We start from the raw sequence: 18,921 nt of genomic DNA, 5'->3' as shown, positions 1-18,921 counted from the left end.
GGCTCCTGAGTAGTGGTTGAGGTATCAGTCATTGAGACCAATATGTCAGATACGCAAGAGATCCCTGATCGGATTCAATCATTTTTAACTACATCAATAATGAGCTCAATTGACATTGCCAGAGTCAATTTTTCTCGGCTTCAATTTTTTAGCTGTAAAATTATCTGGAATATGCCCACATTTGCTATATCAGTGTGGGACCTGTTAATCCAACAGAAAAGCATGAGTATGAACAGAAACCCGTCACAGGCCGAAAAAGATTTGCGCGCCCTCATCAGGGCAAATAAACAAACACTCAAAGGCATGATGCTGCCACAAGCACTGGACCTGATGAGCGCGTATTACCAGAATGCGCGCGACTACGATGTCACCCCTGACGAAGGGGATGCTCTGGTGGTGTATGACGACATCACCAATCGCGGGCGCGGCACGCGTTTTGAAGTAGGCATAGCTCGTCTGTTTTGCCTGCCAACGAAAAAGTCTAGTACGGGGCCACAGCCAGCACTGCGTTTACGGCTGCGCCTGTGCTACAAGTTTGACATGGACGTGGCCACCGGCATTTTGCCTGAAGATACCTGGTCGCATTATTGTTGGTCACCTGCAGACATGGCGAGTGTGCTTGAGCAACTGAGCAACGAAACTGCATATCAGGTTTTGAAAGACAAAGTACCCGCCGAAGTCAATATCAGTCTGGAAGAAACGACTTACCTGCCGACAAAAAAACATCCTGCATCAGATGCCCAGCAAAACTGGTGGGGCGTGTGGGATGTGGACTGACATATTTTTTTATATCGGCATCGACTATTTTGATTTTGCCTTTATGATCTGATTCAGGCGGAAACCTTCGATATCGGTTTGACTTGTATCCAGATAGGGACATGGTCTGACATCTGGAAGCTGAATTGCTGCACTGTGTAGTTCTTGCCAAATTCGCGGATATTCCAGGTGGCGATATTGATAGTTTCATCGAGCTTGGAAGAAGGTATTGCGGCCTCCTTGATGCTTTCTTTCAACACCAATAAACCTGCGGCAATCTCTGCAGACACTTTGCCATGATGCATGATTACCCCCTCCCCTTGAAAGCGTGAATATTTCATCGGGAGCCGATAACAGAAATGTCCATGGTGAGACTTATCATAGCATCGTAAAAACCAGGCAAAAGATATTTTCCAGACAAGTGTAACAATTGTATCTCTGTCATCACATCGTCACACGCTGCTTATATCGTCGCTCTTTTTTACCGAGAGACGCTCATGCTATCTACACGCACTCCAGAATATTTATTGGCATCTTCCCTGCTGGTCTTGCTTAGCGCCTGCGGTGGCAGTAGCCTGCAACCTTTACCTACCCTGAATGGCGATAAACCTTTGGTCGTAGCTCACCGTGGTGCATCCGGTTATCTGCCGGAAGAGACTTATGAAGCCTATGTGAAAGCGATTGACCTGGGTGCAGATGCGATAGAACCCGACCTGATTTCCACCAAGGATGGTGTGCTGATTGCGCGCCATGATCCTAATCTGGCTTACAGCACGGATGTCGATAAACACCCTGAATTTGCCTCCAGAAAGAAAACCATAGACGTCGATGGTGAAACCCAAACTGGCTGGTTTGCCAGCGATTTTACCTTTGCAGAGATCAAGACGCTAGGCGGTATATCTACGGATGCTGAGCGCCCACAACAATACAATGGCTTGTATAAAATCGTCAGCTTCCAGGAGATCATCGATCTGGTCAAAGCCAAGACCAAAGAGACCGGCCGCACGATTGCCGTCTATCCTGAAACCAAGAACCCAAGCTATCATCGCGCCCTTGGTTTGCCACTGGAAGACAAGCTCATTGATCTCATCACCAAGGCAGGCTGGAATGATAAAAATGCCCCTATCTTTGTGCAGTCATTTGAACCAGGCAGCCTGAAAGAAATGCGCAAGAAGGGTTTGAATGCCAAGCTGGTGCAATTGATCGATGCTGACGATGTTGACCTGAAAACCGGCGCACTGACTTTTGCAGCACCTTATGACAGGCCATACGACTGGGCTCTAGCCGGTGACAAACGCCTGTTCAGTGACATGGTGACACCTGCTGGCCTGGCTGAGATCAAGACTTATGCTGATGCCATAGGCCCGTGGAAGCGTTACATCGTCAGCGTCAAGGGTACCGTGGGAGCCGATGGCAAAGTAGTGGATGTGAATGGCGATGGCAAGATCAATGAAGCGGATGCGACTACCCTGGCACCCACCAGCCTGATCAGCGACGCGCACAAGGCTGGCCTGCTGGTCCACCCTTACACTTTCCGTAATGAAAAGCGTCGCCTGGCAGCCAACTACAATGGCGATCCCAAGGCAGAATATCTGCAATTCTTCCGCCTCGGGATTGACGGCATGTTCTCTGACTTTGCCGACACCGCACTGGCTGCACGCGCCGATTATCTGAAAGAAACAGGCAGGTGATCTTTCTGATCAGTGTCTTGCCTGTTCATGCGTGAAGTGTTTTAACTTCACGCATGAACGGCTCTTATAGTCCTTTAGCCAAAGTACCCAGACGGGTAATATCATTGATCAGGAAAGGCGGCACACAAGGGATATGCTCGGCTGGTTTGACAGGGCAATCCATGCGGCCTATCAGTGCCCCTGCACCGCGCCTGGTCATGGCCTGGAAGGCTGAATCAGTATTTCCATACGGCACGGTCGTATCATCACGGCCATGGAAGAATGAGATCGGCGATTGTGGCGTCCAGTCATTGACATTACTTTGCGCAGTGATGGCTGCATCATCATCGTTAAGGAAGTTGTCGAGGAAGGTAGGATCAAAAGTAATATCGCTATTGCTGCCCAATGCAGACGACAACAAGAGATTACGCACATTGGCCCTGTCATTCGCTCCCAGTTTTTTCAAGAAACCGGGACTGATGAGTGCGCCGACAATTGGGTTCTCTTTACGCACAGCATCGAGCATGGCATTCAGTGTCAACACGACATCGTAGGGCCCGGCACCGATGAAGGTGCTGGCAGGCAAGGCACCTACCCTGTTTTGCGTCAGGTAACGCAGGGTTGCCATGGTCGCGTAGGCACCTTCTGAATAACCGGTTAAAAATACCTGGCCATTGTCAGCAAATGTTTTCATTTGCCGCCAGCGGGCATTGGCCGTCATGAAATCGGCTACAGACAATGCCGTCGGCGCTGCCAGCAGATAGGGATGCGGCAAGCCCTTGGTAGTGCCATAGCCTACATAATCAGTAGCGCTGACCAGATAACCCATGGAGGCGAACAGTACTGCAGGTTCATCTGCCGTGGCATGATTGCTCGGTGCCTCGGCATCGGTTTTAATGGTCGCATGCTGATAGCTGAGTACCGGGCTGGCAACGCTGCCAGTCTTGCGCGGTATAGCCGCAAGGCCAGAGGCAATCACGTTGCGGCCACTGGTGTCAGTCGTGGTGTAAGTGATTTTGTAAGTATCAACTGCGTACAAGGGTTTGATTACTGCCGTTACTTCTTTTGGCAAGGCCGCGGTCACTTCAGCAGCGCTGATGGTTTTGATAAAAGTGGCTGCCTCAAAATGTCCTGGGCCGGGAGGATTGGCAACATCCGGTGTAGTGACAACGGGCGTGGTCACCGGGCTGGACGAAGAACCGCCACCACATGCAGTTGCCATGAGACATACCGCAAGACTGAGGATTTTGCCTGAGGACGTGTGTTTTAATAAATCAAATTTCATATTTTCTCCCGTTATTGCTGAGGGTATGGCTGGCCAGTAAATATGGCACGAATGCATGTGGCAATTCTTCATGTTGACAGCGATCTGACCAGATATGCATGATATACATTGCATTGAAGCAAGTGCTTAAAACTACGCGCAAGCGCGTACAAACAGCCAAGTACATTTGCCGCATCTATCTATAACGGCAAACAGCGGAATCGGATGACAAAAATCAAGAAGAGATAAGTGGAATGATCGCACTCTTATGGCAATGCCATCATCTTATGGCTTTGGCTTACCCAACTTGGTCGATTCGTTAACAGCAGCAATCAGTCGATTCGAAGGGCTATCTTGCCCTGATAATACATTGGTACTGTCATTGGCAATTGCGGTCGATTTTTCCGATTTTTGTGACCCCTTCAAAGCAGTTGCAGTAATTTCGTTCACTTTTTCTGCTAATTTTGATGGAGACTGGCTGGTTTGCATACCTGCCAGAATTTTTGTCTCTATCGCTTTAATCCAGTTTGGTGACTCTTTATCCGTGAGATGAGTGATCTGATTATTTTCAATCTTCAGGTAAGTGACAGGGGTTGCACCAGAATTGTCACGTATCAAAGTCTTGTCGCAAATCGCGACGGCCTTGACCAGGTTGTCCTGGCTTTCTGTATATCGTCTTCTGATGACATCTTCATCAATATGGTGGCCGCCTTTAGCTACACGATTGGCTACGCGTTCTACATTGACGTCTGCACTGTTTAGCCCGACGTAGCGCAATTGCACCTGGAACCCGGCAGCTTTGGCTTCTTCCATGCGCCTAAGTATGCCATTGCCGGTGAGCGTGGTTTCCATCGTAAACGAGGTCTTCGCCGCCAGGGCTTGTTTGAACTGGTGTATTGCTTCACGACCTGCGGCCACATCAACAGCGCGCGGGTCTTGCGGATTCATGAAGCGGGCGATGGCGTCTGGGTCTATATGATTGCTTATCTTGCTGCCAGAATCAATTTCGCGCAAACTGGATTTGCCCGACCCATTCGTGCCACCATAAAACAGGGCGACGGGGCGTTCACTCATGTTGTGACTTTTCTACAGGAACATCATGCACGCGCGTAATGATTCCCTCAGGAGTGCGCCTGACCAGATAACCTTGCTCATCAACATAACTGATAGTCTCTGTCTCGTTGAGTTTTTTAATATGCTCTGCAAACTTCTTGTCCAGTTCCAACTCGTGCAGATCATCTTCGCTCAATTTATTTTCTTGATTCGGCTGACTCATTTTTCTTCCTGATCACAATAAAGAAATTAGAAAATACATACTTCAATTTTTGATTCTAGACGTTTGACGCAGAAAGCATAAATGAAGTTGCAATATGTTACGCCGTTGATAAAGCAGGTTTTAATGTTGGCGCATCAGTTTTCCTGCGTGGCAAGAAAGAAAAATTTCTTGCCAAAACCAAAAAGCATAGGCTACTATCAAGCTCTCACCTCAACCAACTTAATCTGAAAGGAGATCCACATGCGACTAATACAAAACCTCTCTCCTTCATTGGGTCTGGTTTTCTACTGCGTGCATTAATTCGTATTTCATCGCGCTGTTGATACAGTGCACACGTCTGCAGGCAATTCATCATACTCTTCATCTTGTCGACACTAGTCGATGAAGTGATGCGTCTATACCAGCGCCCAATTCCGTAAATATTTTTTTGGAATTCCTCTATGGGCAATTTTTTTCAGCAATTGTCTGAGCGCGTATCCGTAATCGCCTCAGACCGTTTGTGGCTTGAAGACAGCGCTATACAGCAACTCAAGACTACAGCACAATTAACACATATGGTCAGCGTAATTGGCCTGCCTGATTTACACCCGGGCCGGGGCTACCCTGTCGGCGCGGCATTTTTATCACAAGACCACTTCTACCCTGCCCTGGTTGGCAATGACATAGGCTGCGGCATGAGCCTGTATCAGACCGACCTGGCAATCAACAAGGTCAAGCTGGATAAACTCGACAAGCAAATCGGCAATCTTGATGAACCTGTCGATGAAGATGAATGGCAGCAATTACTCAGCCTTGATCCTGATCTCGCAACAAAAAAACAGACAGTCGCTAACGGCCTTTTGGTCGCAGGACTGGATTTACTGCAAATTCGCTCGCTCGGCACTATAGGTGGTGGCAATCATTTTGCCGAATTGCAAATCACTGACAAAGTCGATGACACAAGCAGCTACGGCGCAGCAAACCTGCATGCCAAACGTGTGCAATTACTGGTGCATAGCGGCTCGCGTGGTCTGGGGCAATTCATCTTGCGTCAGCATGTAGATGCACATAGTCACGCGGGTCTCGCAAGTGATAGCGAAGCAGCTAAAGATTATTTGGCCAAGCATGATGCCGCGCTGGCTTATGCAGCACTGAATCGTGCCATGATCGCTGCACGTATATTGCGCCGCCTGCGTTGCAATGGCGAACAGGTTCTTGATGTACATCACAATCTCGTGACACCTGTACAAGCAGATGGCAAGAGTTTGTGGCTGCACCGCAAAGGTGCCAGCCCCAGTGATCAGGGACTGGTGATGTTACCGGGTTCACGCGGCGACTTTAGCTATCTGTTGCAACCAAAGGCAGAGAACGGCGCAGCCAGCTTGTATTCACTGGCGCATGGTGCAGGCCGTAAATGGCAGCGCTCAGATTGCAAGGAAAGGCTATTCAAACTGGCGACACCGGATCAACTGAGTCGCACGGAATTTGGCAGCCGCGTAATATGTGCCGACCGCGCCCTGATTTACGAAGAAGCACCGCAAGCCTATAAAAACCTGGATAGCGTACTCGACTGTTTGCTGGGTGCAGACCTGGTTACGGTCATATCCCGCAGCACACCCCTGCTGACCTACAAAACACGCGGGGAGTGCTGCTGATGCTATATTTACAAATCACCGCGAATACAGGCCCGGCAGAATGTTGCCTGGCAGTTGCCAAGGCTTTGCAACTCTTCAATAAGGAAGCAGCAAAAGCAAGTGTCACTGTGCGCATCATTGAACGGGTCGATGGGCCATATGCTGGCAACCTGCGTTCTGCCTTGCTGGAATTGAGCAGCGACAAAAGTGGGGATGTGGTACTAGAGCTGGCCCAGGCATGGGAAGGTAACCTGCTATGGATCTGCAATAGCCCTTACCGGTTAGGCCACAAACGCAAGAACTGGTTTTTGGGATGCAAAGTATTTCAGGTTGGCAGCACCATGCCTGAGAGTGAGATACGTTATGAGGCCACTCGTGCGTCCGGCCCAGGTGGGCAACATGTCAACAAGACTGACAGTGCCATACGCGCTACACACATTGCCACCGGCATTTCAGTCAAGGTACAGACTGAGCGCAGTCAACATGCCAACAAGCGCCTGGCAGCGCAATTACTGAGCAGCAAACTGGCAGAATTGCATGCGGCAAAAGAACGCGACAGCAAAGCCGAAAGACGCATGCAGCATCACGATACAGAAAGGGGGAATGCCGGACGCATATTTGTGGGCATGGATTTCAAAGAACAAAAAACCTAAAGCCTTTTTGCGACAGGCTTCTTGAAAGCCTTCTTTGCCATTGCCGCACCAGCACCGCTGCCGCTATCGGTGGCGGTGCTTTGTGTGGTGGTGACTGGCAATTCAGGCTTGCAAGTCAGCAAGGAAAAGGTCGCCTGTAATTCTTTTTTAAGGGTTTTCAGCTGGCGCATGTGTCCGTCTATCTGCGCCATCTTGTTCAATAATTGCTGCTCAATGTCTGCGCGGGCAAACTTACCCTCTGCCAGGCGCGGCATGATGGCCTGTATTTCTGCCAGAGAGAAACCCAGTGCCTGCGCGCCGCGGACGAAGCGCAGGGTTTGTACGTCGGCATCGCCATACTTGCGGTAACCATTGCCCAGCCGTGGGGCAGGCTTGATGATGCCCTGTTTTTCGTAATAGCGCACGGTGTCGGCCGATACTTCGCAGGCTCCCGCAAACTGGCTGATGTTCATTGCTTGCTCCAGACTGAAATCTCTCTTGAGTATGGAGTTTAGTCCAGGCTTTAGACCGAGCACAAGATGAAATAATTTCGCTTTGCAGCAAAAATTGGTAGGTAGTGATTATTGCTTGACGGCGTTACTTGCTTGCGAAATGATGAGAGCTTGCTTAAAAAAGCAAACAAATACAACAACGGGCAGGCCGAAGCCTGACTCAATGGAGACAAGATGAGTAAAATTTTGAAGCGCACGACCATAGGTCTGGCGATAGTACTTGCCTTGGGCGCAACGGCTGGGTATCTGAAACTGCGCAGTTCCGGCCATCCACAAATAGACGGTGAAATGCAGTTGACTGGTTTGACTGCTCCCGTTAAAGTCTTGCGCGATGAGCTGGGCATACCGTATATTTTTGCCAGTAATACACCTGACCTGTTGCGGGCACAAGGCTTTGTGACTGCACAAAACCGGCTGATGCAGATGGAATTATTCCGTGCCACCTGGCGTGGTGAATTGTCGGCCATCCTGGGTACAGAGACCGTGCCCAGCGACGTACGTATGCGGGTGCTGGGCATACGCCGCAATGGTGAGCGCCATGCAGAAAAACTGAGCCCTGAATCGCGAGCATTCTTTCAATATTATGTCGATGGCATCAATGCCTATATCAAGTCTTATCCCGGTGAACATCCCATAGAACTCAAGGCCATAGGCTTGGCACCACAAGCCTGGTCGGTGGCCGACCTGGTGGCGCTGGTGCATTACATCCATTACACCCACTCAACCAATTTCAAGGCGGAAGTCATCGCACAAAAGCTCATCGATCATCTGGGCATGGAAAAAGCACGCGAGATTTTCCCGCTGACTGTGAATCCTGACTGGAAGACGACGCCAGTAGCATCCATCAAGCAATCAGAAAACCAGCAGGCACAATCCGCACAATTGAATCTGGCATGGAGTGATTTGAATATCGCACCCGAGACCTTGAATCATCAGGGCCTGGGTTCGAACAACTGGGCAATTGGCCCATCTCGCTCTCAATCCGGCAAGGCCATGGTGGCGAATGACCCGCATCTGGATAACCGTATCTTGCCGGGTACCTGGCATCCCATAGGTTTGTTCACACCCGAGATACAAGCCGTGGGTGCCGCCATACCCGGCATGCCTGGCATTATGGTAGGACGTACCAAGCATGTGGCTTTTGGTGTCACTAATGCCTATGGTGATGTGCAGGATTTGTATGTGGAAAGCCTGGACCCGGTCAATAGAGATCATTACATGGATGGTGGCCGCAGCATACCCTTCACCGTGATCAATGAAAACATACGTATCAAGGACAAGAGCGCCGCAGGCGGGTACCGGGAGCAGCCACTGGTCATACGTTTCACCAAACGTGGACCAGTGATTACCGACCACCCCGGCCTCGGGCCCAAGGGTGACAAGCTACTGGTCTTGCGTTCTACCGATGCCGAAGTATTGACACCGCAAATCGGCATAGAAGGTATGCTGACTGCCGCCAATGCCAGCGAATTTGACAAGCAAGTACAAAAAATAGATTTGATGATGTTCAACTTTGTCTTTGGTGATGACCAGGGAACTATCGCTCACCGTGCCACTGGCGCTGTTCCGATACGCGCAGGTGCGGACGGCGGCTTCCCGCGCCTGCCACCAGCAGACGGCAGCGATGACTGGACAGGCTTTATCCCCAAGGACAAGATGCCCGGCATGGTCAACCCGGAACGTGCCTGGGTGGGCACTGCTAACCATGATACCCGGCCCAAAGATTTCCCCTGGTATTACACCAATTATGTCTCGCCCAATTATCGCTATACCCGTATAGGACAGGTACTGGGTGCTGCACAAAAGATGACGGTGGAAGATCACTGGAAACTCATGCATGACAGTCGCAATCTGCAATCAGATACCTTGCGCCCTGCCCTTATCGCGACACTGGAAAATGATACTGCAAACAAAGACCTGGCCGCCATCCTCAGGAACTGGGATGGCCGGGACGATGCAGCCCTTGCTGCACCGCTGGTCTATCAGGCACTTTACAGGGAAGTCGTGATAGGTACGTTCAGTGATGAACTGGGTGACGATGTCGCCAAGGACATGCTGTCAACCTGGTATTTCTGGCAGCAGCGTTTTGATACCCTGCTGGCAAACCCAGACTCCATCTGGTTTGACGATATGCGCACCAAGGACAAGCGCGAAACCCTGGCCGATGTGATACGCGCGGCAGCACCACGCGCCCGTGCAGAGATCGAAGTCTTGCAAGGTAAAGATATGTCCCAGTGGCGTTGGGGCAAGGCCCATACTGTGCGCTTTGTCAGCCCCTTGCGCCGCAATGGCGCAGGGCAGGAATTGCTGGGTGGTTTTACCGTTGAACGCTCCGGCAGTGGCGAAACTGTCAGCCGTGGTGTCTATGATTTCCAAAAACCCTACGAATCTAACTTCTTCGCCTCCATGCAGGTCATCATGGACTTTGGTGACAATGAAAAGATAGAAGCGGCCATGGCCGGTGGTGTCAGTGAAAGGCATTTCCAGGAGCACCAGAATGACATGGCCAAACTGTGGGCAAAAGATGAACGCCGCCCTTGGTGGTTTGCGCCTGACAAAGTGGAAGCCAATGCCAGGCACAGGCAAACCCTGAAGCCCTAAAGCAAAAATGGCAGCCTCATCGCTGCCATTTTTTTCTATTTTTTAGTCTTTCAAATCAAAACTGACCTGTCGCTCACGCAGGGCTTTGGCATGGCGATGACGTGCCCGCAGGCGGGGGTCAGCAATGACACTACCCACTGTCTCGCCCACCACCATGGCGATGCCCAGTATCGGCAACACCAGCATCAGGCCAGCGATACCAGCCAGCTCGCCACCGACAAAAATCATCAGCACAGAAATGAGCGGATGCATGTGCAGGCTACGTCCCAGGGTCATCGGCATGAAAATAAAATCATCGAGCAAACGTACCGTGATGAAGACAGTAATCGCACCGTAGGCCAGCAAAGGAGTATCAGGCGCATCGGTAGCAGCTACCAGTACCACCATGATGCAGCCCAGCACCGAGCCAACAAAAGGCACCCATGCCAGAATGGCCGATATCAGCGCCAGTGTGAATGGTGCTGATATACCAATGGACCACAATCCCAATGCCAGTATGAGCGTATCTATCACCGTCAGCTTCAGCAAACCCTGAAAATAGCGGCGAGCCGTCTGGCCAATTTCATGCATGAGAAACAAGGTTTCTTCAAAAAAGGCATTTGGTACTGCCCGCGCCAGAAATTGCTTGAACTTGCGGCCATCACGCAAGAAAAAGAAAGTCAGGAAAGGTGTCAGAAATACTGCAGGCAATATGCCGGCCATGGAAACCAGTATGTTGGCGACATATTGCTGGGCAAAATTATCGGTATTACTCGCCATCCACGCATTCACCATTTCACTGGCATGTGCCTTGCGCAGTATGGAAAAATTTTCTTCCATGGACTGCATGGAATTGTGCACGAAACGTATCCCGCCATCGACATAATGTGTGAACATCTCTTGCAAAGACCCTGCTCGCAAGGTGAATTTATTAATGATATAGGCCAGCACCAAGGCCAACACAATAAAAAAAATGCCTCCGACCAGGGTCGCTGCCAACTCGCGTGGCAACCCCAACAGGCTCAAGCGCGCCACTGCAGGCACGAGTATGTAATACAATATCATTGCAAACATAAACGGTATCAGCAGCCACAAAACCTTGGGCAGTAAAAATAGCAACAGGCAAGTCGAGGCAAGTACACACAGCCATACGATGGGGCCGGATTGTCGCTGGTTCACAAGGCCTCACTACGCCACACATCATCCAGGGAATCGCGCAGGCGGCGGCTGTTCAGGCGGGCCAGTTCCAGCGAGATCTTGTAGCCGATGACGGCATTGGTTTCGAGTAAAGAGCTGAAGTCAGCACGAAAAAATACCGCTATTTCACAATTTTCTGCCGCCTTGGCCTGTGCACTGCGCGGTGAGTTATCCAGCAAGGCCACGTCGCCAAAAAAATTACCCTCGGTCAGATTGGCGATGAATTCATCGCCATGCTCACGCCTTCGGTTGATATTCACTATGCCAGACAGAATGATGTACAAGGCCTGCCCTTCCTCGCCTTCATCAAAAATGATTTCATTGGCAAGATACTGCCTGTCATGCAGCATGCCATCAATAATCTTTAATTCGCGCGGGCTCAAAGTGGCGAACAATGACATACCTGATAAGCGTTGCAGGCGATAAGAAGCGGGAGGTTGTCTTATCCAGGTCAGTGTCATGCGTAATTCCTTTTATTCTTGGTAGCGGAACAATCCGCAATTATGCGGCACAGGGCGAGAGTTGCCCATCAAAATCTGATGCGTGGTACCCAGGAGTTACACTAAAAGCGTAAATATTAGCACCACAAATCCCGCAAAGACACTTTCATATTTGTTTCCCGCGCGCTATCCCCACGTTTGTGGCCTGCCTTAGAATAGCAGGACGTCAAGCGCACATACAGGCCGGATTCAGGATATACGCGTGAATAAATAAGCTACCAGCGGGCGGGCATTCATCACAAGAGCTTAGTAGCAGAGCTGAGTTCCAGATGATTCAGCATAAGTGCAGATCATCTGTCCACCATGGCCATTCTCTCTTTGCTGTAACGCTCGCCTGCGACAGTTTTCATTGCCAGCCCCAGGGCTTGCATATCGGCATTACCCAGCACTACCTCGCTGGCAAGCAGATTTTCTTCCAGATACTTCACCCTCTTGGTACCTGGAATGGCGACAATATCCTGCCCCTGATGCATGACCCAGGCCAGGGCCAATTGAGCGGGACTGATATTTTTAGCATTGGCAATTGCTCTTACCTGAGCCGCTGCCTGCATATTGCGATCAAAATTCTCACCCTGCAAACGCGGGTCGAGATGGCGAAAATCCGTTGCAGGATAAGCTTCAGCACGCAGTGCGCTACCGCTGAGGAATCCGCGCCCCAGAGGGCTGAAAGGCACCAGGCCTATACCCAGTTCACGCAAGAGCGGCAAAATTTCGTCTTCCAGATTGCGCTCCCACAAGGAATATTCGCTCTGTAATGCACTGATGGGGTGGACCGCATGCGCACGGCGTATGGTATTGACACCCGCTTCTGATAAGCCTAAAAACCGTACTTTGCCTTGCTGCACCAAATCAGCCATACAACCTGTTACGTCTTCTATTGGAATGTTGGGATCTACCCTGTGCTGATACAAAAGATCAATATAATCCGTACCCAGCCTTTGCAAAGACCCCTCCACTGCCTGACGTATGTGTTTGGGATGGCTGTCCAGGCCAGTTATTTGATTGTTTGCTATCTTAAAACCAAACTTCGTGGCGAGTACGACCTCACTGCGCCTGCCTTGCAAGGCTTTGCCCAACAAAGCTTCATTAGCATAGGGGCCGTATTGTTCTGCCGTGTCAAAAAAATTCAAACCCAGTTCCAGCGCCCGGTGGATGGTAGCTATGCTTTCACTTTCATCAGCAGCACCATACGCTGCACTCATGCCCATGCATCCCAGCCCCAGCTCAGAGACGAGCAAACCTTGTTGTCCCAGTTCACGAGTTTTCATCATTTGTTTCCATTTTTTAAATTGAAATCGCGTATCAACCCAGCCAGATTCCAGTCACGCTGATTTGCCATTACGGCTGTCAATATCATTGCCATGCCGAGCAATTGCTCGGCACTCAAGACCGTAGAAAAAAAACACACATCGACCAGCAAGGCCACCAGCGGATAAATAAAGGATAGTGTAGCAATCCGCGTTGCTGACAGTCTTTGAAAAGCATCGTACATGAGTTTATACATCATCCCGGTATGGACAAAGCCCAGCAACAATAAACTGCCCCAGCTTTGCCAGTGCCAGCTCCAGTTTGATAAATCTGCCATCGGTGCCAGCACCACGGCACCTGTCAATAATTGCAAACCTGCAATTTGCGCCGGGGCTATGCCTTGCAGTTTCCGGGTCGCCAGCGTGGCAAATGCATACAGCAGTGCTGCCAGCAAGGCCAGGCCGGCACCTGTCAATGCCTGACTAAAATGTCCATCAGTACTGCGCAGGAAATCATGCCGGATATCCAATCGCGAACTAAGCACCACGCCAGCGAAAGCCATTAACAGGAAAGGCAGCTTGCGCCAGATTTGCCCATCCTTTTGCGTCATCGCCAGCAAGATCAGTAAAAAGAAGGGTTGTACATGATAGACCACCGTGGCTATGGAAATACTGCTGAGACGATACGCAGAAAACAGGCATAGCCAGTTGATGATGAGCGCAGTAGCACCCAGTAATAACCATTTTACTTGTACGACATTTAAGTTTATCCAGCCACCCTGCCAGTACAGCAAGGCCAGCAGACTAAAGCCACCAATCAGGCAGCGCAATAAAACCACAGTCGTCGCAGGTTGGCCGCTAGCCAGCACGAACAGTCCTATGGTGCCCGACAAACTCATTGCCACCACCATTTGCCACTTGCCGGTGTTCCCAGAATTGCCAAAATCACTACTATTCATCGTGTCCACCTGCTTCTGATTTAAGTAGCTGCCATTATCGACAAGCTGACACTCTTCTACAATACGCATAAAATACAAAGGATTGTTGCCATGAAGGCAAAAATAAAAGGACGTACGAAATGGAAATGCTCAATGAGATGGTGATCTTCGCCCTGGTGGTGGAAAGCGGCAGTTTTTCGGCGGCTGCCCGGCAACTGGGGGTGAATACCTCCGCCATCAGCCGTCATATCACGCGGCTGGAAGCGCATATGGGTGGCAGGATGTTGCAAAGAACCACGCGTTCATTTGCACTGACCGAACTGGGGCAGGAGGTGTTGACAGGCAGCATGCGCATCTTGCAGGCAGCGCGTGAAACCCATGCGCTGGCAGGCACGTACAGCCAGTATCCAAGCGGCGTGATACATGTGACTGCCCCAGTAGTATTGGGCGAAGTCTGGCTGGCCCCCTTGCTTCCGGGTTTTCTGGATGCCTATCCGGATGTATCCGTGCGCCTGACCCTGATAGACAATACCCTGGACCTCATCGATGAAGGCGCGGATCTGGCGATACGCATTTCTCGCGAACTGGCACCTGGTCTGGCAGCCCGGCCATTGGGCAAGATGCGCTATGTAATGGTGGCCACTCCAGATTATTTGCAGCAATCTGGCTACCCCGCCGCGCCAGATGAATTACCTGCACATCGTTGCATTTATCTGGGCTATGGCAGCTTTGGTGATCACTGGACCATGCAAAAAGATAAGCAGCAACGCAATGTGAAAATCCCGGCGCGACTGACTATCAACAATAGTTCAGCCATACTCGCAGCTACGCTTGCTGGTGGCGGCATAGGCCTGGTCCCCGACTTTACGGCGCGTGCTGCCATCGCATCGAAGCAGGTAGAAGTAGTTTTACCTGATTGGGAATTTTGCGCGCCATACACGGGCAATATTTACGCGGTATATACACCGGGCAAACATCTGGCCTTGAAGATCAGGGTCTTCATCGATTATTTGCTACAGGCACAAAACTCATCGGCATCATAAGACAAAGCATCATACGCATTTCAACTATCCAATCTTGATTTTCTTCATAGTTCAATAACGTATAAGGTAAGCTGGATTTGTTCGTGTACGCGAATAAGGAGCAATGTAATACTGATTTTTCAGATCATTTAGAAATATCAGGTTTACCATCATGACCTTCGCCCTGCACAGCCGAGCCCTGCCTACCGCTACTTCAGATCAGCAAGAAGATGCGCTGGCTATCGCCAATGCTTTAGCTGATCAACTGGCCAGCACGGCTGTTGAACGTGATCACGCAGGCGGACATGCGCAACAGGAACGCGAATGGATACGCGCTTCTGGCTTGCTGACACTTTCCATCCCGGTAGAATTTGGTGGCCAGGGTGCGGGCTGGCCTCTGGTTTTCCAGGTGATACGCCTGCTGGCCAAAGCCGACAGCGCGCTGGCGCATGTCTTCGCCTTCCATCATCTGCAACTCGCTGGCATACAGCTGTATGGCAATGCGCCGCAACAGCGCCGCTTGCTGGCAGCGACGGTAGAACAAAGACTTTTCTGGGGTAATGCCCTCAATCCCCTGGACAAGCGCACCACGGCAACAAGGACAGAAGGTGGTTATATCCTGAATGGCATCAAGAGTTTTTCATCTGGCTCTGTAGGCGCAGAATGGCTGACGATCTCGGCCTGGGATGAGGCCACTCAAAGTGCTTTGATCGCTGCTATTCCTACCAGACAAAAAGGGATCTCAGTGCAAGCTGACTGGGACGCCTTTGGTCAAAAACAGACGGATAGTGGCAATGTGCATTTTGAAAATGTCTTCCTGCCTGCTGATCTGGTGTTGCAAGCGCCAGCAACATTCCCAACTGCGCAGGCCACTCTGCGCTCGCAAGTTGCGCAACTGATCATGACAAATCTGTACCTGGGCATAGGCCTGGGTGCTTTTGATGCTGCCCGCCAATACACGCAAGAACAGGCCAGGGCATGGTTTGCAGCAGGCGTGGATAAAGCCACGGACGACCCTTACATACAACATCGCTACGGCGAACTCTGGCTGCTATTGCGCCCGGCAGTTGCACTGGCAGACCAGGCAGCAGCGAGCCTGGAAAAAGCTTTTCGCCAGGGGCCGCTGGTCACAGCAGAAACCCGCGGTGAACTCGCAATTGCCGTGGCAGAAGCAAAATGCCTGGCGCACCGCGCAGGTATAGAAGTCAGCTCGCAAATGTTTGAACTGACTGGTGCCCGTTCCACTTCAGCACGCTATGGCTATGACAGGTTCTGGCGCAATGTCAGGGTACATACACTGCACGATCCCATCGATTACAAATTACGCGACTTGGGCCGCTATGTGTTGAATGGCAGCCTTCCTGAACCTACGGCATATTCCTGATTGGCAAAAAGAAGTGCGTACATCCATCATACAAATACAGTCTGTCAGCAAGGCTTTTCCTCTACCGGATGGCAAGACTTTTCATGCAGTCAAATCTGTGAGTCTCGACATTGAGCAGGGCGATATCTTTGGCCTGATCGGCAAGAGTGGTGCTGGTAAATCAACACTGCTGCGACTGATCAATTTGCTCGAACGTCCAGATAACGGCGCAGTTATAGTCGCCGGGCAGGAACTGACCAAGCTCGGTAAAAAAGAACTGCGCGTCGCCAGGCAAAACATCGGCATGATTTTCCAGCAATTCAATCTCTTGCAAAACGCCCGTGTGTTTGAAAATGTGGCCTTCCCATTGAGAATACACTCGAAGCAAAGCAGGCATGAAATCACCGAGCGTGTTGCTGAATGCCTGGACATCGTCGGCCTTGCCAACAAGACAGACAGCTATCCAGCCCAACTGTCAGGCGGACAAAAACAGCGAGTGGCGATTGCGCGTGCGCTGGCCAGCAAACCCAATGTGGTCTTGTGCGATGAACCCACCTCGGCGCTGGATGCAGAGACCACGCGTGAAGTGCTGGATACGCTGCGCGACATCAACCAGCGCCTGGGCGTCACCATCGTCATCGTCAGTCATGAGCTGTCTGTACTCAGCACAATCTGCAACAAGGTCGCGGTCCTTGAAGATGGTGAAATTGCCGAAAGTTTTTCATTGGCTGATACTGGAATATTACGGAAAACTGCACTGGGCCGTGAACTGGCTTTTCATGGACAGGAGAATGGCAGCAATGCACAGCGGAGGGAAATAATCCATGTTTGAAAACCTGATTTCGTTATTGCCTGAACTGGGTACTGCCACACTACAAACTGTCACCATGCTGGCCATAGGCCTGAGTGCTGCGGTACTGATAGGTGGCCCGCTGGGTGTGTTGCTTTTCCTGGTGGGAGATGGGCAGTCACTGCAAAACCGTCCGCTAGCGGTCTTCCTGGGATGGCTGGTAAATACCATACGCTCGTTCCCTTTCATTATTTTGCTGGTGGCGCTGGTGCCATTCACACGCTTTATTGTGGGTACCTCGATAGGCCCGCTAGCAGCAGCCGTGCCTTTGTCGATCGCGGCAATCCCCTATTTCGCCCGTCTGGTAGAACAAAATTTTCGCGAAGTGCCACGCGGCGTCATTGAAGCTGCGCATGCCATGGGCGCATCTGAACTGCAAATCATCATCCGTGTCTTGCTGGTGGAAGCACGCAGTGGTCTGGTGCTGGCATTGACTGTATTGGCGATCAGCTTCCTGTCTTACTCGGCTGTTGCAGGTGTGGTTGGTGGCGGTGGCATAGGTGACCTGGCGATACGTTACGGTTATTACCGTTTCCAGACCGACGTCATGTTCATCACGGTTGCCCTGCTGATCGCACTGGTGCAGATCATACAGTTCACGGGTAACCGCATTGCCCGCCATATCGATAAACGCTAACTCTTTAATTTTTCAAAAGGACATCATCATGTATCGTCGCCCATTCCTCCTTGGTGCACTCGCTGTTACACTCGCCACTAATTTGACTGGCTCTGCCTTTGCCAAAGATCCGAAAGAACTGGTGATAGGCACCAGTGCTGGCCCCTATGCTGACCAGGTCAAACTGGGTATCAAACCGATACTGGAAAAGCAGGGCTACAAGGTAAAAGTGGTCGAATTCAACGACTATATCCAGCCCAACTTTGCACTGGCAGAAGGTTCACTGGATGCGAATGCCTTCCAGCATATTATCTATTTGAAGAAATTTTCGACCGACAATAAACTGGCACTATCAGAATTGATCAAGGTGCCGACTGCGCCGATTGCGATATACAGCAAGAAGCACAAATCCTTGAGCGAAGTCAAAGAAGGAACTACAGTCGCATTGCCAAATGATCCAACCAACCAGGCACGGGCGCTGGTTCTACTGGATCAACTGGGCTGGATCAAGTTGAAGGCAAATATTGATCCTATCCGTGCATCTGAAAAAGACGTGGCGGATAACCTCAAGAAAATCAAGCTGATACCACTGGAAGCAGCGCAACTGCCACGCTCTCTCGAAGATACTGATTTCTCTTTCGTGAATGGCAATTTTGCTCTGGCATCTGGCCTCAAACTCCATGAAGCACTGGCGCGTGAAAAAATCTCAGCCAATTATCAAAACCTGGTTGCCATACGCACTGATGACAAGAGCAAGCCCTGGGTAAAAGATCTGGAAGCAGCTTACCGTTCCAGGGAATTCCTGGAAGTAACGAATAAACATTTTGCGGGTTTTGCCAAACCTGATTATCAGGTAGCGCTTGAAGTCGCAGCCAAATAGATATT

19 protein-coding genes are annotated in these 18,921 nt (G+C 50.7%); 10 read left to right on the top strand and 9 right to left on the bottom strand.

Going from position 1 to position 18,921, the window contains the following annotated elements; translation table 11 throughout:
* Nucleotides 1–222 precede the first annotated feature (222 nt).
* A complete protein-coding gene (locus tag ACO0LG_RS28115) occupies nt 223–777 on the top strand; it encodes a hypothetical protein (protein WP_423031717.1) in 555 nt (184 codons plus the stop codon).
* A gap of 53 nt (nt 778–830) precedes the next feature.
* Here ACO0LG_RS28115 and ACO0LG_RS28110 read toward each other — a convergent pair whose 3' ends face one another.
* Complete coding sequence (locus ACO0LG_RS28110) at nt 831–1,061, bottom strand: hypothetical protein (RefSeq protein WP_423031715.1); 231 nt, start codon at nt 1,059–1,061, stop codon at nt 831–833.
* Between the two features lie 192 nt (nt 1,062–1,253).
* Here ACO0LG_RS28110 and ACO0LG_RS28105 point away from each other — a divergent pair, with 192 nt between their 5' ends.
* The gene (locus tag ACO0LG_RS28105) at nt 1,254–2,447 is read left to right on the top strand and encodes a glycerophosphodiester phosphodiesterase (protein ID WP_423031713.1); all 1,194 of its coding nucleotides are present in this window, start codon (nt 1,254–1,256) and stop codon (nt 2,445–2,447) included.
* A 64-nt stretch (nt 2,448–2,511) separates the two neighbouring features.
* On the opposite strand, the gene ACO0LG_RS28100 is transcribed toward ACO0LG_RS28105, so the two are convergent.
* The 3 genes from ACO0LG_RS28100 to ACO0LG_RS28090 form a co-directional block, all read right to left on the bottom strand.
* Nucleotides 2,512–3,711, bottom strand: coding sequence for an alpha/beta hydrolase family protein (locus ACO0LG_RS28100; RefSeq protein WP_423031711.1), 1,200 nt, complete (start codon nt 3,709–3,711; stop codon nt 2,512–2,514).
* 264 nt (nt 3,712–3,975) lie between these two features.
* Nucleotides 3,976–4,764, bottom strand: coding sequence for a zeta toxin family protein (locus tag ACO0LG_RS28095; RefSeq protein ID WP_423031709.1), 789 nt, complete (start codon nt 4,762–4,764; stop codon nt 3,976–3,978).
* Nucleotides 4,757–4,966, bottom strand: coding sequence for a hypothetical protein (locus ACO0LG_RS28090; RefSeq protein ID WP_423031707.1), 210 nt, complete (start codon nt 4,964–4,966; stop codon nt 4,757–4,759). Before ACO0LG_RS28090 ends, ACO0LG_RS28095 begins: the two co-directional genes overlap by 8 nt.
* Nucleotides 4,967–5,406: 440 nt before the next feature.
* Between ACO0LG_RS28090 and ACO0LG_RS28085 the strand changes: the two genes are divergently transcribed.
* The gene (locus tag ACO0LG_RS28085) at nt 5,407–6,600 is read left to right on the top strand and encodes an RNA ligase RtcB family protein (RefSeq protein ID WP_423031705.1); all 1,194 of its coding nucleotides are present in this window, start codon (nt 5,407–5,409) and stop codon (nt 6,598–6,600) included.
* Entirely contained in the window at nt 6,600–7,232 is a 633-nt protein-coding gene (gene prfH, locus ACO0LG_RS28080; RefSeq protein ID WP_423031703.1) for a peptide chain release factor H, read from the top strand. Before ACO0LG_RS28085 ends, prfH begins: the two co-directional genes overlap by 1 nt.
* Here prfH and ACO0LG_RS28075 read toward each other — a convergent pair.
* Nucleotides 7,229–7,684, bottom strand: coding sequence for a MerR family transcriptional regulator (locus ACO0LG_RS28075; protein ID WP_423031701.1), 456 nt, complete (start codon nt 7,682–7,684; stop codon nt 7,229–7,231). The two genes, prfH and ACO0LG_RS28075, sit on opposite strands and share 4 nt — an antisense overlap.
* A gap of 213 nt (nt 7,685–7,897) precedes the next feature.
* On the opposite strand from ACO0LG_RS28075, the gene ACO0LG_RS28070 reads away from it, so the two are divergent.
* A complete protein-coding gene (locus tag ACO0LG_RS28070) occupies nt 7,898–10,324 on the top strand; it encodes a penicillin acylase family protein (RefSeq protein ID WP_423031699.1) in 2,427 nt (808 codons plus the stop codon).
* A gap of 42 nt (nt 10,325–10,366) precedes the next feature.
* On the opposite strand, the gene ACO0LG_RS28065 is transcribed toward ACO0LG_RS28070, so the two are convergent.
* From ACO0LG_RS28065 to ACO0LG_RS28050, 4 genes are all read right to left on the bottom strand, one after another.
* Nucleotides 10,367–11,482: an AI-2E family transporter gene (locus tag ACO0LG_RS28065; protein ID WP_423031697.1), complete on the bottom strand. Its 1,116-nt coding sequence runs from the start codon at nt 11,480–11,482 to the stop codon at nt 10,367–10,369.
* On the bottom strand, nt 11,479–11,961 hold the full coding sequence (locus ACO0LG_RS28060) for a cyclic nucleotide-binding domain-containing protein (RefSeq protein ID WP_423031695.1): 483 nt from the start codon (nt 11,959–11,961) through the stop codon (nt 11,479–11,481). Before ACO0LG_RS28060 ends, ACO0LG_RS28065 begins: the two co-directional genes overlap by 4 nt.
* 329 nt (nt 11,962–12,290) lie before the next feature.
* Nucleotides 12,291–13,271: an aldo/keto reductase gene (locus ACO0LG_RS28055; RefSeq protein WP_423031693.1), complete on the bottom strand. Its 981-nt coding sequence runs from the start codon at nt 13,269–13,271 to the stop codon at nt 12,291–12,293.
* Nucleotides 13,268–14,206 carry a DMT family transporter gene (locus ACO0LG_RS28050; RefSeq protein WP_423031691.1) on the bottom strand — a complete coding sequence of 313 codons (939 nt, stop codon included), beginning with the start codon at nt 14,204–14,206 and terminating at the stop codon, nt 13,268–13,270. Before ACO0LG_RS28050 ends, ACO0LG_RS28055 begins: the two co-directional genes overlap by 4 nt.
* 119 nt (nt 14,207–14,325) lie before the next feature.
* Here ACO0LG_RS28050 and ACO0LG_RS28045 point away from each other — a divergent pair, with 119 nt between their 5' ends.
* The 5 genes from ACO0LG_RS28045 (at nt 14,326) to ACO0LG_RS28025 (ending at nt 18,916) form a co-directional block, all read left to right on the top strand.
* Complete coding sequence (locus tag ACO0LG_RS28045) at nt 14,326–15,228, top strand: LysR family transcriptional regulator (RefSeq protein WP_423031689.1); 903 nt, start codon at nt 14,326–14,328, stop codon at nt 15,226–15,228.
* A gap of 151 nt (nt 15,229–15,379) precedes the next feature.
* A complete protein-coding gene (locus tag ACO0LG_RS28040) occupies nt 15,380–16,591 on the top strand; it encodes an acyl-CoA dehydrogenase family protein (protein ID WP_423031687.1) in 1,212 nt (403 codons plus the stop codon).
* Complete coding sequence (locus ACO0LG_RS28035) at nt 16,557–17,402, top strand: methionine ABC transporter ATP-binding protein (protein WP_423031685.1); 846 nt, start codon at nt 16,557–16,559, stop codon at nt 17,400–17,402. The genes ACO0LG_RS28040 and ACO0LG_RS28035 overlap by 35 nt, the downstream gene beginning before the upstream one ends.
* A complete protein-coding gene (locus ACO0LG_RS28030; protein WP_423031682.1) occupies nt 17,395–18,057 on the top strand; it encodes a methionine ABC transporter permease in 663 nt (220 codons plus the stop codon). Before ACO0LG_RS28035 ends, ACO0LG_RS28030 begins: the two co-directional genes overlap by 8 nt.
* A 28-nt stretch (nt 18,058–18,085) precedes the next feature.
* Nucleotides 18,086–18,916 (top strand): MetQ/NlpA family ABC transporter substrate-binding protein, encoded by an 831-nt coding sequence (locus tag ACO0LG_RS28025; RefSeq protein WP_423031680.1) that lies wholly within the window; start codon nt 18,086–18,088, stop codon nt 18,914–18,916.
* Nucleotides 18,917–18,921: the final 5 nt, after the last annotated feature.

This window comes from Undibacterium sp. Ji42W, assembly GCF_049340405.1.
Lineage (GTDB): Bacteria > Pseudomonadota > Gammaproteobacteria > Burkholderiales > Burkholderiaceae_D > Undibacterium.
Note: the sequence above shows the minus strand (reverse complement) of the source record. Positions and strands in the feature narration are given on the sequence as shown.

Bases quoted from the DNA above. Each gene is read 5' to 3' on its own strand.
- ACO0LG_RS28115 (WP_423031717.1), top strand. From the start codon at position 223: ATGAGTATGAACAGAAACCCGTCACAGGCCGAAAAAGATTTGCGCGCC.
- ACO0LG_RS28110 (WP_423031715.1), bottom strand. From the start codon at position 1,061: ATGCATCATGGCAAAGTGTCTGCAGAGATTGCCGCAGGTTTATTGGTG.
- ACO0LG_RS28105 (WP_423031713.1), top strand. From the start codon at position 1,254: ATGCTATCTACACGCACTCCAGAATATTTATTGGCATCTTCCCTGCTG.
- ACO0LG_RS28100 (WP_423031711.1), bottom strand. From the start codon at position 3,711: ATGAAATTTGATTTATTAAAACACACGTCCTCAGGCAAAATCCTCAGT.
- ACO0LG_RS28095 (WP_423031709.1), bottom strand. From the start codon at position 4,764: ATGAGTGAACGCCCCGTCGCCCTGTTTTATGGTGGCACGAATGGGTCG.
- ACO0LG_RS28090 (WP_423031707.1), bottom strand. From the start codon at position 4,966: ATGAGTCAGCCGAATCAAGAAAATAAATTGAGCGAAGATGATCTGCAC.
- ACO0LG_RS28085 (WP_423031705.1), top strand. From the start codon at position 5,407: ATGGGCAATTTTTTTCAGCAATTGTCTGAGCGCGTATCCGTAATCGCC.
- prfH (WP_423031703.1), top strand. From the start codon at position 6,600: ATGCTATATTTACAAATCACCGCGAATACAGGCCCGGCAGAATGTTGC.
- ACO0LG_RS28075 (WP_423031701.1), bottom strand. From the start codon at position 7,684: ATGAACATCAGCCAGTTTGCGGGAGCCTGCGAAGTATCGGCCGACACC.
- ACO0LG_RS28070 (WP_423031699.1), top strand. From the start codon at position 7,898: ATGAGTAAAATTTTGAAGCGCACGACCATAGGTCTGGCGATAGTACTT.
- ACO0LG_RS28060 (WP_423031695.1), bottom strand. From the start codon at position 11,961: ATGACACTGACCTGGATAAGACAACCTCCCGCTTCTTATCGCCTGCAA.
- ACO0LG_RS28055 (WP_423031693.1), bottom strand. From the start codon at position 13,271: ATGATGAAAACTCGTGAACTGGGACAACAAGGTTTGCTCGTCTCTGAG.
- ACO0LG_RS28050 (WP_423031691.1), bottom strand. From the start codon at position 14,206: ATGAATAGTAGTGATTTTGGCAATTCTGGGAACACCGGCAAGTGGCAA.
- ACO0LG_RS28045 (WP_423031689.1), top strand. From the start codon at position 14,326: ATGGAAATGCTCAATGAGATGGTGATCTTCGCCCTGGTGGTGGAAAGC.
- ACO0LG_RS28040 (WP_423031687.1), top strand. From the start codon at position 15,380: ATGACCTTCGCCCTGCACAGCCGAGCCCTGCCTACCGCTACTTCAGAT.
- ACO0LG_RS28035 (WP_423031685.1), top strand. From the start codon at position 16,557: ATGGCAGCCTTCCTGAACCTACGGCATATTCCTGATTGGCAAAAAGAA.
- ACO0LG_RS28030 (WP_423031682.1), top strand. From the start codon at position 17,395: ATGTTTGAAAACCTGATTTCGTTATTGCCTGAACTGGGTACTGCCACA.
- ACO0LG_RS28025 (WP_423031680.1), top strand. From the start codon at position 18,086: ATGTATCGTCGCCCATTCCTCCTTGGTGCACTCGCTGTTACACTCGCC.